Here is a 14,027-nt window from a genome sequence, read left to right as displayed (position 1 = left end):
TGTACTAGACACCTCGCGTGTCATTACCAGGTTTGGGTTGCCACGAACTTGTCGAGACCAGCCTTCAGTTCACCTTCGATATCGGCGTTATAGTCGCCAGTCACGTTGATGTTCTTCATCAGCTCAGCGTGCTCGCTGTTCATGTAGGAGAGCAGGGCAGCTTCAAAATCACCGACTTTTTTCAGTTCAACTGATTTCAAGTAGCCTTTCTCAGCTGCGAAAATAGACACAGCTTGGTCAGCTACACTCATCGGTGCATATTGCTTCTGCTTCATCAGTTCTGTTACGCGTTCACCGTGTTCCAATTGAGCACGAGTCGCGTCATCTAAGTCAGATGCGAACTGAGAGAAGGCAGCCAACTCTCGATACTGAGCCAGAGCGGTACGGATACCACCGGACAGTTTCTTGATGATCTTAGTCTGAGCAGCACCACCCACACGAGATACCGAAATACCAGGGTTAACCGCTGGACGTAAGCCAGAGTTAAACAGGTCAGTTTCCAAGAAGATCTGACCATCGGTAATCGAAATTACGTTGGTTGGTACGAACGCAGATACGTCACCCGCCTGGGTTTCAATAATAGGCAGCGCGGTTAAAGAACCGGTTTGACCTTTTACTGCACCGTTAGTGAACTTTTCTACATACTCTTCGTTGACGCGAGAAGCACGTTCCAGCAAACGAGAGTGCAAATAGAATACGTCACCAGGATATGCTTCACGGCCTGGTGGACGACGGAGCAACAGTGAAATCTGACGATATGCAACGGCCTGTTTTGACAGGTCATCGTAAATGATCAGCGCGTCTTCACCGCGGTCACGGAAGTATTCACCCATGGTACAACCAGAATATGGTGCTAGGTATTGCAGCGCAGCGGCTTCAGAAGCTGAAGCAACAACCACGATGGTGTTAGCCAACGCGCCGTGCTCTTCCAGCTTACGTACCACGTTAGCGATGGTAGAAGCTTTCTGACCAATAGCGACGTAGATACATTTAATACCTGAATCTTTCTGGTTGATGATGGCGTCGATAGCCATCGCAGTTTTACCAGTTTGACGGTCACCGATGATCAGCTCACGTTGACCACGACCGATTGGGATCATGGCATCAACAGCTTTATAACCGGTTTGTACTGGTTGAGAAACTGACTTACGGTCAATAACGCCTGGTGCGATCATTTCTACAGGACCGAAACCATCGTTATCTACTGGGCCTTTACCATCGATAGGTGCACCCAGAGTGTTTACAACACGACCTAACAAACCACGGCCAACTGGAACTTCCAGAATACGACCAGTAGTTTTTACTTTATCGCCTTCCGCCAAATCGGCGTAAGGACCCATTACTACGGCACCGACAGAATCACGTTCTAAGTTCAACGCGATTGCATAACGGTTGCCTGGCAGCTCGATCATCTCACCTTGCATTACATCGGCTAGGCCGTGAATGCGGATGATGCCGTCGCTTACCGAAACGATAGTACCTTCGTTACGGGCTTCACTGACGACTTCGAACTGCTCGATCCGCTGCTTAATCAGATCGCTGATTTCAGTGGAATTCAGTTGCATGCTCAAACTCCCAATTACGATTGCAGCTTATCAGTCAGGCGGGTCAGTTTCCCACGGACAGAGCCATCAATGACTAAGTCGCCTGCTTTGATAATTACACCAGCAATAAGGCTGGTATCTACGCTGCAATTCAGCTTAACTTTGCGTGCAAGACGTTTCTCAAGAGAAACACTTATCTGCTGTACTTGTTCGGTGGTCAATTCGGTTGCTGACGTTACCGCCGCTTCAACTTCTTTAGCCCATTCGAGACGGTACTCAACAAATAGTTGAGCCACAGCAGGCAGCACACCCAAGCGATCATTTTCCGCCATCACTTTGATCAGGTTCTGACCATTCACATCAACTTGCTCGCCGCAGACGTTAATAAACAGGTCTGCCAGCTTGTCACTTGATAGTGAGCCATTCAGCAATGGCTTCATGGATTCATTTTCACTGACCAAGGCAGCGAAACTTAGCATTTCTTCCCAAGCTTCGACTGCTTGATGTTCAACCGCGAAGTCAAAAGCTGCCTTAGCATAAGGACGAGCAATGGTGGTTAACTCAGCCATAACTCCACTCCCTTATTAAATTTCAGCAACGAGTTTCGCGATAATGTCGCTTTGAGCGGCTTCATCAATCGAACGTTCGAGGATTTTCTCAGCACCAGCCAGTGCTAGAGCAGAAACTTGCTGACGCAGTTCCTCTTTCACACGATTACGTTCAGCTTCAATTTCTGCTTTCCCCTGAGCGATGATTTTCGCACGCTCAGCGTCTGCTTCAGCTTTGGCTTCATCAATAATCTGAGCCTTGCGTTTATTCGCAGACTCGATGATTTCGTTGGCTGTAGCCTTAGCATCTTTCAGTTGGTCCGAGACTTTTTCTCGAGCCAACTCTAGGTCTTTGGCTGCACGGTCAGCGTTTGCAAGACCATCAGCAATCCTTTTTTGGCGCTCTTCGATGGCATTCATCAAAGGCGGCCAAACATACTTCATGCAAAAAACCACGAAGAGGAAAAAGGCGAGCGTCTGACCGATGAGGGTAGCGTTGATATTCACAACAGCCTCCTACTTTTGATTTAAGACAGAAGCATTAACCAGCCAGCATTGCACCCAGTGGGTTGGTGAACAGCATGTAAAGTGCGATACCTACACCAATCATGGTTACAGCGTCGAGCAGACCTGCAACGATAAACATTTTAACCTGCAGCATTGGTGCCATTTCAGGTTGACGAGCAGCGCCTTCCAGGAACTTGCCACCCAGCAGACCAAAGCCAATAGCGGTACCCAGTGCACCTAGACCAATGAGCAGAGCAACAGCAATTGCAGTAAAGCCCAGAATCGTTTCCATCTGTATCTCCAAATTCTAAATCTATGTTAGTTAATGATTTAGTTAAAAATATTTTTAGCAATCCTTAATGATCTTCATGCGCCATGCTTAAATAAACAATGGTCAACATCATGAAGATGAACGCCTGTAGAGTGATAACCAAAATATGGAAAATCAGCCATCCGAGTTGTAAACCAATACCCAGAGTACCAATCGCCAAGTTAGCACCGTACATCAACGCAATAAGGATGAAGATCAACTCACCTGCATAGAGGTTACCGAAGAGACGCAGCGCCAGAGAAATAGGCTTAGCAATCAAGGTAACAAACTCAAGCACGAAGTTGACAGGTATCATTGCCTTTACATTAAAGGGTTGAAGTGTCAGTTCTTTCACAAAACCAGACACACCTTTTACCTTAATGCTGTAGTAAATAATTAATACAAACACCCCAAGCGCTAAACTAAAGGTGACATTAAGGTCAGCCGTTGGAACCACCCTGAAGTGCTGGTTATGATCACCGGCAACTAGCTGTGCCAATGACGGCAGCCAGTCAACAGGGACCATATCCATGAAGTTCATCATGAATACCCAGACAAAGATGGTTAAGGCTAGTGGTGCAATCACTTTATTGCGACCATGGAAAGTTTCTTTCACGCTAGAATCAACAAACTCCACCAGCATTTCGACAAAACATTGCAGTTTGCCAGGAACGCCCGTGGTAGCCTTTTTACCAACGCTACGGAACAGCCATAGAAACAACACCCCAAGACCTACCGAAAAGAGCAACGAATCAATATGCCATGTCCAGAAACCACTTGGTTCAGAGCCAGAAGCCCAAAACGTCAAGTGATGCTGGATATATTCCTGCGGCGTTAAAGCTTCACCAGTTGCAGACATGATTCATCCCACTTTAACTTTACTTGAAGTATAAAGGTGCTGCCCAATGCACGATTAACCCCAACAAATAACAACAAAAGAGCGGCACAATGGCGACGTCCATGTTGATAAATACCAGTGAAAAAAGCACGATTGTCGACAACATCTTCATCGCTTCCCCCCAGTAAAAGCCCTTAAGAACTTTCGCTGATACCGTTGCCCCCACATGGGCAAAAGCTAGGGTTGCGAATACAAAATTAGGCAGCACAGCAATAGCCGCTCCCGCAAGCGCGGACAGACCATATTGCACTCCCCACATTGCGAAAAAAACTACTGAAGCCCCCCCAGCTACCACCGCTTGTAAGCCAACCAGTTTATACGCTGATTTTCTTGAACGATGGGCTAAAATCTTACTCAATCAGTCTTCTCCGCATTAACTACTTTTTGTACAACGGCCAGAATTTGTTCAATAACTGAGTTACTCCGCACAAAAAGCTTGCGAAAGTATACCGTTAAAAGACTTCAATGCAACGTGATGCAAAATGGAAATTGGCGATGTAAATGTGACGTATCGCCAATTTATCAGCTTTAGAAAATCTGTATATGTAGAAAAATTACTACATTTTTTACTTAAAGGCGGGCAAAATTAGTTCAACATAGACTAATTTAGTGAATTTTTGAAAGAATACCGTCCAACTCCGACAAATTCTGGTAATTAATTACAATTTTTCCAGTACCTTTGTTGCTGTGCGATATGGTTACTTTTGCACCTAAAGTCTCAACTAATTTGCTTTCAAGGCGTGAAATATCGGCATCTTTGGCTGGTTTTTCTGCGGGTTCGACCGGATTTAGCAACCTATTGACCAGCCGTTCGGTTTCACGAACTGTTAATCCTTTCGAAGCAACAAGTTTGGCGGTCATGGTTTGCTTGTCGCCTTCAAGGGCTAACAAGGCGCGCGCATGTCCCATATCGAGGTCACCACGTTCCAACATCACTTTAACGGGCTCATTGAGCGTGTTAAGACGTAACAGGTTAGATACTGCTGCGCGAGACTTACCCACCGCATCAGCCACTTGCTGATGGGTCAGCTCAAACTCTTCCAACAGCCGATTTAACGCGATAGCTTCTTCCATGGCGTTAAGGTCTTCACGCTGAATGTTCTCAATCAGCGCCATGGCAACAGCGCTTTCATCAGGCACTTGTTTGACGATACAAGGGATCTTATCAAGCTGGGCAAGTTGGGCTGCTCGCCAACGACGTTCACCGGCGATAATCTCATAGTGGTCATTGTCAATTCTGCGCACCACAATGGGCTGAATGATACCTTGGCTACGAATCGAGTTCGCCAGTTCTTCCAGTGCTTCAGGCGACATATCTTTACGCGGCTGGTATTTGCCTGGGTTAAGTAGGTCGATGTCCAGATTCAGCAACTGCTCAGTAGCCTGTGCAGCATCTTGCATCGGCTCACCCGCCGCTTTGCTGTTGGCGGCATGGCTAGTACTCAACAGCGCATCAAGCCCTTTACCCAAACCCCGTTTTTTTAACGACATGCTATTTCCTTTAACCCAGTATTATTACTTCTTATGCTGTTCACTACGGCGGATCATTTCCCCCGCTAATGCCAAGTAAGCCTTTGCACCGGCACTGCCTTTGTCGTAATACATGGCTGGCGCACCAAAACTTGGTGCTTCCGCTAGACGAACATTACGCGGGATCACCGTGCGGTAAACCTTTTCGCCAAAATGCTGTTTAAGCTGATCGGACACATCATTGGCTAGGCGGTTACGCGGGTCGTACATCGTACGCAAAATTCCCTCAATGGTTAACCCAGGATTTACCATTGCGGCCAGTTTGGTAATGGTATCCACCAACGCAGTAATACCTTCCAAGGCGTAATATTCACATTGCATTGGCACTAACACTGAGTCAGCGGCCGACATGGCGTTGACCGTCAACATGTTGAGCGAAGGGGGGCAATCGATAAAGATATAATCGTATTGATCGCGGATGGCGCTTAGCGCATTGCGCAAACGGATCTCACGGGCAAAGAACTCCATCAGTTTGATCTCAGCGGCGGTAACATCACCATTTCCCGCGATCAGATCATATTTACCTATGGTATTTCGTACCACCACGTCATCGAATGGCTTCTCTTCGACTAATAGCTCATAAGCAGTATTCTCAGCTTCGTACTTGTCAACGCCGCTGCCCATGGTGGCATTACCTTGCGGATCTAAGTCGACTAACAGCACTTTGCGTTTGGTGGCCGCCAGAGATGCCGCTAGATTGACACTTGTTGTTGTTTTTCCTACGCCACCTTTCTGGTTAGCTACGGCTATAATTCTCGCCACAATGTCACCTTGTCCATTACTGTCAGTGATTGAGTTCCGTTTTCTATCAGCAACAAGTTGCTTGATACGCCAGCGAATTGCAACACGCTCAGTCGCTGGAAGTGATGAGCAGCAGATGACGCTGCTCATCTAAATGGGGTACGTGCAGAGTAATCTGCTGCTCAACTGCATAATGCTGCGGCATATTAGCCAACTCGGCACTATCCAGTTGACCTTTGAGCGCATAAAACTTACCCGATGCCGCCGGCAGATGGTGACACCATTGCAGCATATCAGCAATTGAAGCAAAGGCACGGCTAAGCACACCATCAAACCCTTGTTCGGGCTGATACGCTTCTACTCGGCTTTCGACGGGAGTGATGTTGGCCAGTTTCAACTCAATCTGCACTTGTTTTTGAAAGCGAATACGCTTACCGAGACTATCAAGTAACACGAAATGCTTATCGGGATTCAAAATTGCCAACGGAATACCGGGCAGGCCAGGACCGGTACCCACATCAATAAAGCGATCGCCAACAAGATAAGGTGAGACGACAAGGCTGTCCATGATATGGCGGATCAACATCTGCTCTGGCTCACGCACAGAGGTGAGGTTGTAGGCTTTATTCCACTTCTGCAGTAGTCCGACAAACGCAATAAGTTGCTGTTGCTGTTCAACAGTTGCGGTGATATTTGCTTCGGCTAAATAAGATTGTAACTGTGCAGCTAGCACTCTTAACGCTCTCCATATTGATTAGGCCCAATATTATGCGGCCCAGAAATGACGAAGGGAAGCCTGAAGCTTCCCTTTGCCAGCGAAGATTCAATGTTATGCGCTCTTACGCAGCAATCCCATTTTCTTCAAATGTACCAGCAAAATAGAAATTGCCGCAGGAGTCACCCCTGAAATGCGCGATGCTTGGCCAATGGTCTCAGGCTTATGCGTATTCAACTTAGCAGTGACCTCGTTAGATAATCCAGGTACTTTGGCGTAATCCAGCTCTAACGGTAGGCGAGTATTTTCATTGCGAGTCGCTTTGTTGATCTCATCTTGCTGACGTTGAATGTATCCAGCGTATTTTACTTGGATCTGGATCTGTTCAGCCACATGTGGATCTTCGACACCAGGACCAAAACCTTCTAGCGACATCAGTTTGTCGTAATCCAGTTCTGGACGACGCAATAGCTCTTCAAAAGACGCTTCGCGGGTAATCGGCGTGTTCAAATGTGGATTTAACGTTGGCACCAGTGGTGAGTTGACGTGGATCCAACTGCTGCGCAAACGTTGAGATTCGGTATCGATCGCTTCAACTTTAGCAGAAAATTTTGCCCAACGTTCGTCATCCACTAAGCCAAGTTCACGGCCTTTTTCAGTCAAACGGAGATCAGCGTTGTCTTCACGCAGCAACAAGCGGTATTCCGCCCGGCTGGTGAACATGCGGTAGGGTTCTTTGGTACCCAATGTTGACAGATCGTCCACCAATACGCCCAGATAAGCTTGATCGCGACGTGGACACCAAGATTCCTTGTCTTGTACTTGCAGTGCGGCGTTAGCACCTGCCAACAGTCCTTGAGCCCCCGCTTCTTCATAACCGGTAGTGCCGTTGATTTGGCCAGCGAAGAACAAACCATCAATGGTTTTGGTTTCCAGTGAACTCTTCAGATCACGCGGATCGAAGTAATCGTACTCAATGGCATAACCAGGGCGCAGGATCTCCGCATTCTCCATACCTTGAATAGAACGCACTAAATTCAGCTGTACATCAAACGGTAAGCTAGTAGAAATACCGTTTGGATAGATTTCGTGAGTGGTTAACCCTTCTGGTTCAATAAAGATCTGATGCGAGTTTTTATCGGCAAAACGATGGATCTTATCTTCAATCGATGGGCAATAACGTGGACCAATACCTTCAATCACGCCGGAGTACATTGGGCTGCGATCTAAGCCACCGCGAATAATATCGTGGGTACGTTCGTTAGTATGAGTGATATAACAAGAGATCTGCTGTGGATGATGACTCACGTCGCCGATGAATGACATCACTGGCAGCGGAGTATCACCTTTTTGCTCGGTCATACGGCTAAAATCGATAGTCCGGGCATCAATACGCGGTGGAGTGCCAGTTTTTAAGCGGCCAACTCGTAATGGTAATTCGCGTAAACGGTTTGCTAATGTAATGGCTGGAGGATCGCCTGCACGACCGCCGCTGTAGTTCTCTAAACCAATATGAATTTTTCCCGCGAGGAAAGTCCCTGTGGTTAAAACAACCGCTGGTGCTTCAAACGCTAACCCCATCTGGGTGATCACACCAACCACTTTGTTGTTTTCTACCACTAAGTCTTCAACAGCTTGCTGGAACAAACGTAAGTTAGGTTGATTCTGTAAAATGCGTTGGATCGCTTGACGGTATAAAGCGCGATCGGCCTGGGCACGAGTGGCACGCACTGCTGGGCCTTTGCTGCTGTTGAGTACGCGAAACTGAATACCTGCGTAGTCAGTTGCTGTTGCCATTGCGCCGCCTAGAGCATCGATCTCTTTCACTAAGTGACCTTTACCGATACCACCGATCGCTGGGTTACAGGACATCTGTCCCAACGTATCAAGATTGTGTGTCAGTAACAGCGTTTTACTGCCCATTCTAGCAGCGGCTAAAGCAGCTTCTGTACCTGCATGTCCGCCGCCCACAACAATCACATCAAACCGCTCGTGAAAACGCATTACTCAACCTTTATGAAGCTCAAAAGAAAAACCACGTAGCAGATCATTTTAGCACCTCCGCAGAGTGAGGTGAACGATCTCTTTTGAGAAAAGATCGCCGAGGTAAAAGCTTTATAGATCTTAAGATCTTTATATAGATCTTCTTATTATGTTTACTATTAGGGAGCACTTTTTCGGTGGGTAACTCTTTTAGCTGTTTTAGATCATAAAGTTAGGTGAGATCTAACCTGTGATCTATAAATGATCTTATTGCCTAATTGCTGTGTATAGATCGGCGTTTTATCCACAATGGCGATCAACTGCGGATCGGGTAGTGTTTTATACAGCGATTGATCAGATCAAAATGACAATTTATCCACATATTTATATCTTAAAAACATAAAATGTGGATAAATTAGATCTAATCTGTGTATTACAGGGTACAAACACTCAGAATTTATGCCTGAGCTGGTTGGATCCAGCTTTCAAGCCATTGAATTGCAGGATCTTCTGGTACGGGATCATATTGCACATCGATTTGGATCTTTGCGGTGAGTTGTTTAGCGCCACGCTGTTCCAGCATCTCAGTCAGTTTGGCCGGACCTTGGCAAAAAGTGTCATAGCTAGAGTCTCCAATGGCACAAACTGCGAATGAAACTGTGCTCAGCTCTTTGTCTGTGGCTTGTAGATTTTGGTAAAAAGGTTGCAAGTTATCAGGCAGATCGCCAGCGCCATGCGTTGAAGAAACCACTAGCCATAAGGCACTGTTATCTAATTCATCTAACTCCGGGTCGAGATGGGAAGTCACATGATAACCTTGTTGTTCGAATATCATTGTTAGCTCATCGGCGACATATTCCGCCCCACCAAGTGTGGTACCAACAATGATCTCTACCTTATTCGTCATATCCATTTACCTAAGTGTTAAGCGACACAGCGCATGTTAAAACAATCATTCGCTGGCGAACATGGTTAATCGGCAATAAAAAAGCCACAGACAATGCTGTGGCTTTTATGGTGTAACGCTAACGCTTAGGCGCCAATATCGCGCAGTTTGTTACCTGCCATCAAGTTAGACTCGATTTTTTCCAGTGTCACCCCTTTGGTTTCTGGAACAAACAGAATAGTGATCACGATGAACAGGAAGTTAAAGGCGGCATACATCCAAAACGTTTGTGCAGTACCAATACCATGCAGCAAGCTCAGGAACGTCGCACCCAACACCATGTTGGAAGCCCAGTTAGTGGTAGTAGAGCAGGCAATACCAAAATCACGGCCTTTCAGCGGTTGAATTTCAGAACACAGTACCCACACCATAGGCGCAGCACTCATGGCATAACCTACGATACACACCATAGATACCAATACTGCTAGGTAAGAGAAGTAGGCTGGCGCATCGCCTTCTAGTACATATTTAAGCAGTAGCCCTAAACCAAACATGCCTATGCCCATCACGGTAAAGCCGATCTTCAGGGCTGGTTTACGGCCCCAACTATCCGCCATGGCGATAGCAATAAAGGTGGCCAATACAAAGGCTAAGCCGACAAATGCGGTACTGAACATCTGTTCGGTTGGCGTGCTGAAACCTGCAATTTCAAAGATTTTTGGTGCGTAGTACATCAAAATGTTCATGCCGGTAAATTGCTGCATGAATTGCAGCACCATACCTAAGAACACACTACGGCGGAAATTAGGATTTGCCTTAAACAGCCCAAAACCAGATTGTTTTACTGACAGACTGCGCATGATGTCATCATATTCTTCATCCGCTTCACGTTCGCCTTTACGAATATCGCGCAGTACTTTACGAGCTTCAACTAAGCGACCTTTCGAGGCTAACCAGCGTGGTGACTTAGGCATAGACATCACAGTGCCGATCAGCAGGAATGATGGGATCAGCAGAACAGCAAACATCAAACGCCAGTTGCTGACATCTAAACCGAGCATGCTATAGGTTTCTTTTACGCTGAAGGCGGTATCAGACAAGAATGCTGCGAGAATACCGATAGTGACCATCAACTGATAAGTAGCAATACGGCGACCGCGCACTGATTTTTCTGACATTTCTGACAGATAAAGCGGCGCAGCAAATGATGCAATACCAATTGAGAACCCTTGCACCACCCTAAATACATACATCACAGTAAGATCTGGTGCGAAGGCACAGCCTAGGGTGCCGATACCAAATAAAATCCCGCCCACCAGCAGGCTGTTTTTTCTGCCTAGCGCGGCTGATAACCAACCGTTAGAAATTGCACCGATAGTGGCGCCAAGCATCATGGTACTGACGACCCATTCTTGCTCATGAGTGGTAATGTTCCAGTCATTAACAATAAATGGCAGAGCGCCAGATATAATGCCGATGTCTAACCCAAACAGCAGTCCTGCAATTGACGCTGCGAAGGTGACCAACTTGCTACTTTTACTGTTTGCCATAATGGTCTCATCTCATATTGTATTATAATACTAAAAATAAAACTGGCTCCGAATGTATCAAAAATTAGTCGCAAGTAATGAGACATATTTGACAAATAAGGAAGAAAATTTCACTTTTTAGCGCGTTTCCCCAACTGGAGCGGCATCAAAGATAGTGGCTAATGTCTATGCGTTATCAGCCCTGACAGACTACCTGCAATGACCATAGGTGGGTAGGGCATGTCGAGGTACTTTTGTGGGAATTTTGAGAGAACATCGGCAAAAATGGCGCTAGCGTTGCTCGATGTTTAATCTTTTGTTGTGTTTTCATACAGCTAGCGAGCTATGTGGGATGGATTGTGCTCATGCACTCGTGGAGATCGGCTGCTGCATAATGTGAAATAAACTTTCAGTTTGATGAAGTAATCTTAGATATTGAGCCATGTGGCCTACAAAGTTCAGCGAATGCTGTTCGTCCGTGTTTGATAATGCTTTGCGTAAACACCGTTCATTCGTAAGGTAGAGTTGTTTTAACTCAGGTAAAAAGTCAGACCCCTTTCCTTCTAGGTGTAAATTGGATCCATATCGTTCTTGGGGAATACTCGGTTGAAACAAATACAGAGGCTGACATTTCTTTTGTTGTGCCGTATCATCATCAACTGTTTAATTAATGAGCTAAATTAAAATTCTCCCACTGAAAAGGATTTTTATGGGACAACATACTTTATTGAGTGCAGTCTTTTGGGCTGTTACTGCCTTCAGTGCCTCTGCAAGTACGCTTTTCAGCACCTTCCCGGATGCCAAATATCCCGAAGATAAAATCGTTCATTTCACGCCTTTCAATATCATTACCGCTGTTGATGGAAACAAGCCTTCCGTTATGTCAGTGTCAGGCAAACTTACCAAACACAGTTTCTCGCTTCCTGAAAGCTATACATTGGAGCTGGTTATCAATAACTACTTGGCGCAACTTAAGAAACTGAATGCTGAGATAGTGTTTCAATGCCAGCAGGAGGCTTGTGGTGATCCATATGTTTTAAGAGATCAATTGGCCCCGAGGATAAGCGTAGAGAGCAGTTATCCCAGCGCATACTTGGTGGCTAAGCTCACAGGAACCAGCGGCGATGTGTACAGCGTCATCTATGCTTTTCATCGCGAGGACCGTTACACTAAGGTACAGCTTGTCACCCTTGAAAGTATTCCCGAGCCGCTGGGGCTGATTGAGGCAAACCCTGCGTTTTTACAGCAGGCACCGAAAGAAGTGGAGATAAAAGACAGGCACAGTGAAGATGTTCAGGGTTCAGCAGATCATCCGCTGCTTGGCCGCATGCCCGGCAGTTTCATCAGTCGCTACAAGCAAACCAGTTTCACTCAAGTTCCTGTGATTACGGGTATATCTGCTGCGGGTTATCAGACCCTGACTCTCGATGCCAAAGTCACTCTGATACGTTATCGAATGCCCACACAATACTCGATGTATGAAATCAGCAGTAATTACACCGCCGCAGCCAATAAGCTAGCAGCTGAGTCGGTATTCCATTGTCAGGGAAACGCCTGTGGTGACGATGCCAAACTGATCAAGGCGATGAAGTTACATCAGGATACTAGCAAAGATGAGTGGTAAGACTATTAGCTATTTAAACTCAGCCGTCCTAGTGGTGACGTGTATGTTGATATCTACGCCCAGGGCCACTTCGACGGTACGCCGGGTTATACAACGGTGCGAGTGATGGAGCTGACGGCGCTGAAAGATGACCGAGTCGTCATTAACCTCGACGCGCTCACTGATGCCATTAGTCAATCCGGCAAGGCTACGCTGGCAGGCTTGCTGTTTGATTACGATAGTGACCAGATGCTGCCAGAGTCCAAACCAGTGTTGCAAGTGCTGGCAAGTTACCTTAAGCAGCACCCAAAGTTAGATTTTTACGTGGTTGGGCATACCGATGATAAAGGTGACAGAAACTATAACCAGAGCTTGTCGCAGCGTCGTGCAGCGGCAGTGATAAAGCAACTTACTGAGCAGTATCAGATCCCCGCTAGCCAATTAACTGCCCATGGCAATGGCGAATACAGCCCCGTTGCCAGTAATGCCAACGAAGCGGGCCAACGGCTGAATCGCCGGGTGGAGTTGGTGCTGCGTTCTGACAACAAGTAGCTTAGTTGAGCCGTCGTCGATAAGGGGCATTGGGTGGATGTTTTTAGGTTGGCCGTGAAGGTAATTAGTCGCTGCGTTTACGTTTATTTATGCGTCCACCTTGTGTCGGTGTCAGCCAAACGCAGTGAGTGTGGCGCTGATCTGTAATCGTTTGACTCCACTTGGCCCCAAATCAATGCGAGTAGCATGTTTGGGGCCTGTTGGGAGGATTAACGGCAACGGATGGAAATCAACGGCAAATGACGATCTAATAAAATCAGTGTGTTATCTACCGTTGTTTGTTGTTGCCGTTACTCAACTATTTTACTTCCCGATACAGAAACTAAAAATGTAAAACCACGCAAAGTGTTAGAAAGCTATTGGCGCACATATGGAATGCAACCTTTTGTTAGGTTTTGCCATGGAAGAACCGATTCTAGGCGATTTGCAGTATTTTTAAAGTGGATATCTGGGAAAGTGGAACAAAATTATTATCTTTATTGTTACTCATTTTGAAATTTGTCATAACAGTACAACCTATTGATTTTAAATGGTAAATCAGTAAGGTTTCTTGCATTTTCTGCCACCATGTGAATCTTTATAAAGCAAGAGGTAATCATGAAAAAATACCCATCTTTATTATTAATCGCTTTATGTGTGTCCTTGTCAGGTTGTGCAGCGGGACTTCTCAGCAGTAAAGAT

At 46.2% G+C, this 14,027-nt stretch carries 14 protein-coding genes; 2 read left to right on the top strand and 12 right to left on the bottom strand.

From position 1 onward, the window contains the following. Positions 1-23: 23 nt before the first annotated feature. The 12 genes from atpA to ACN0TT_RS14555 all read right to left on the bottom strand — a co-directional run bounded on the left by atpA (position 24) and on the right by ACN0TT_RS14555 (position 11,212). Positions 24-1,565 carry a F0F1 ATP synthase subunit alpha gene (gene atpA / locus ACN0TT_RS14610; protein ID WP_417762884.1) on the bottom strand — a complete coding sequence of 514 codons (1,542 nt, stop codon included), beginning with the start codon at positions 1,563-1,565 and terminating at the stop codon, positions 24-26. Positions 1,566-1,579: 14 nt separating this feature from the next. Next, positions 1,580-2,113 (bottom strand): F0F1 ATP synthase subunit delta, encoded by a 534-nt coding sequence (atpH, locus tag ACN0TT_RS14605; protein WP_417762883.1) that lies wholly within the window; start codon positions 2,111-2,113, stop codon positions 1,580-1,582. A gap of 15 nt (positions 2,114-2,128) precedes the next feature. Continuing rightward, complete coding sequence (atpF, locus tag ACN0TT_RS14600; protein ID WP_238898024.1) at positions 2,129-2,599, bottom strand: F0F1 ATP synthase subunit B; 471 nt, start codon at positions 2,597-2,599, stop codon at positions 2,129-2,131. 34 nt (positions 2,600-2,633) lie between these two features. Then, positions 2,634-2,891: a F0F1 ATP synthase subunit C gene (gene atpE, locus ACN0TT_RS14595; protein WP_238898023.1), complete on the bottom strand. Its 258-nt coding sequence runs from the start codon at positions 2,889-2,891 to the stop codon at positions 2,634-2,636. Between the two features lie 64 nt (positions 2,892-2,955). Further along, positions 2,956-3,768, bottom strand: coding sequence for a F0F1 ATP synthase subunit A (gene atpB, locus ACN0TT_RS14590; protein WP_417762882.1), 813 nt, complete (start codon positions 3,766-3,768; stop codon positions 2,956-2,958). Positions 3,769-3,787: 19 nt separating this feature from the next. Beyond that, positions 3,788-4,165: an ATP synthase subunit I gene (locus tag ACN0TT_RS14585; RefSeq protein WP_417762881.1), complete on the bottom strand. Its 378-nt coding sequence runs from the start codon at positions 4,163-4,165 to the stop codon at positions 3,788-3,790. A 248-nt stretch (positions 4,166-4,413) separates the two neighbouring features. Beyond that, positions 4,414-5,298 (bottom strand): ParB/RepB/Spo0J family partition protein, encoded by an 885-nt coding sequence (locus ACN0TT_RS14580; protein WP_417762880.1) that lies wholly within the window; start codon positions 5,296-5,298, stop codon positions 4,414-4,416. Positions 5,299-5,322: 24 nt separating this feature from the next. After that, on the bottom strand, positions 5,323-6,099 hold the full coding sequence (locus tag ACN0TT_RS14575; RefSeq protein WP_417762879.1) for a ParA family protein: 777 nt from the start codon (positions 6,097-6,099) through the stop codon (positions 5,323-5,325). 88 nt (positions 6,100-6,187) lie between these two features. Continuing rightward, entirely contained in the window at positions 6,188-6,811 is a 624-nt protein-coding gene (gene rsmG, locus ACN0TT_RS14570) for a 16S rRNA (guanine(527)-N(7))-methyltransferase RsmG (protein WP_417762878.1), read from the bottom strand. Positions 6,812-6,907: 96 nt separating this feature from the next. Beyond that, positions 6,908-8,797, bottom strand: a complete 1,890-nt coding sequence (mnmG, locus tag ACN0TT_RS14565) for a tRNA uridine-5-carboxymethylaminomethyl(34) synthesis enzyme MnmG (RefSeq protein WP_417762877.1) — start codon at positions 8,795-8,797, stop codon at positions 6,908-6,910. 436 nt (positions 8,798-9,233) lie between these two features. Further along, complete coding sequence (mioC, locus tag ACN0TT_RS14560) at positions 9,234-9,683, bottom strand: FMN-binding protein MioC (protein WP_417762876.1); 450 nt, start codon at positions 9,681-9,683, stop codon at positions 9,234-9,236. Positions 9,684-9,808: 125 nt separating this feature from the next. Continuing rightward, the gene (locus ACN0TT_RS14555) at positions 9,809-11,212 is read right to left on the bottom strand and encodes a sugar porter family MFS transporter (RefSeq protein ID WP_417762875.1); all 1,404 of its coding nucleotides are present in this window, start codon (positions 11,210-11,212) and stop codon (positions 9,809-9,811) included. A 688-nt stretch (positions 11,213-11,900) separates the two neighbouring features. On the opposite strand from ACN0TT_RS14555, the gene ACN0TT_RS14550 reads away from it, so the two are divergent. Beyond that, positions 11,901-12,815: a hypothetical protein gene (locus tag ACN0TT_RS14550; protein WP_417762874.1), complete on the top strand. Its 915-nt coding sequence runs from the start codon at positions 11,901-11,903 to the stop codon at positions 12,813-12,815. Between the two features lie 39 nt (positions 12,816-12,854). Continuing rightward, entirely contained in the window at positions 12,855-13,346 is a 492-nt protein-coding gene (locus tag ACN0TT_RS14545; protein WP_417762873.1) for an OmpA family protein, read from the top strand. Positions 13,347-14,027: the final 681 nt, after the last annotated feature.

Source organism: Shewanella sp. (assembly GCF_048265805.1).
In the GTDB taxonomy this organism is placed as follows: domain Bacteria; phylum Pseudomonadota; class Gammaproteobacteria; order Enterobacterales; family Shewanellaceae; genus Shewanella.
The sequence above is the reverse complement of the archived record's forward strand: the minus strand, read 5'-3'. Positions and strand labels throughout refer to the sequence as shown.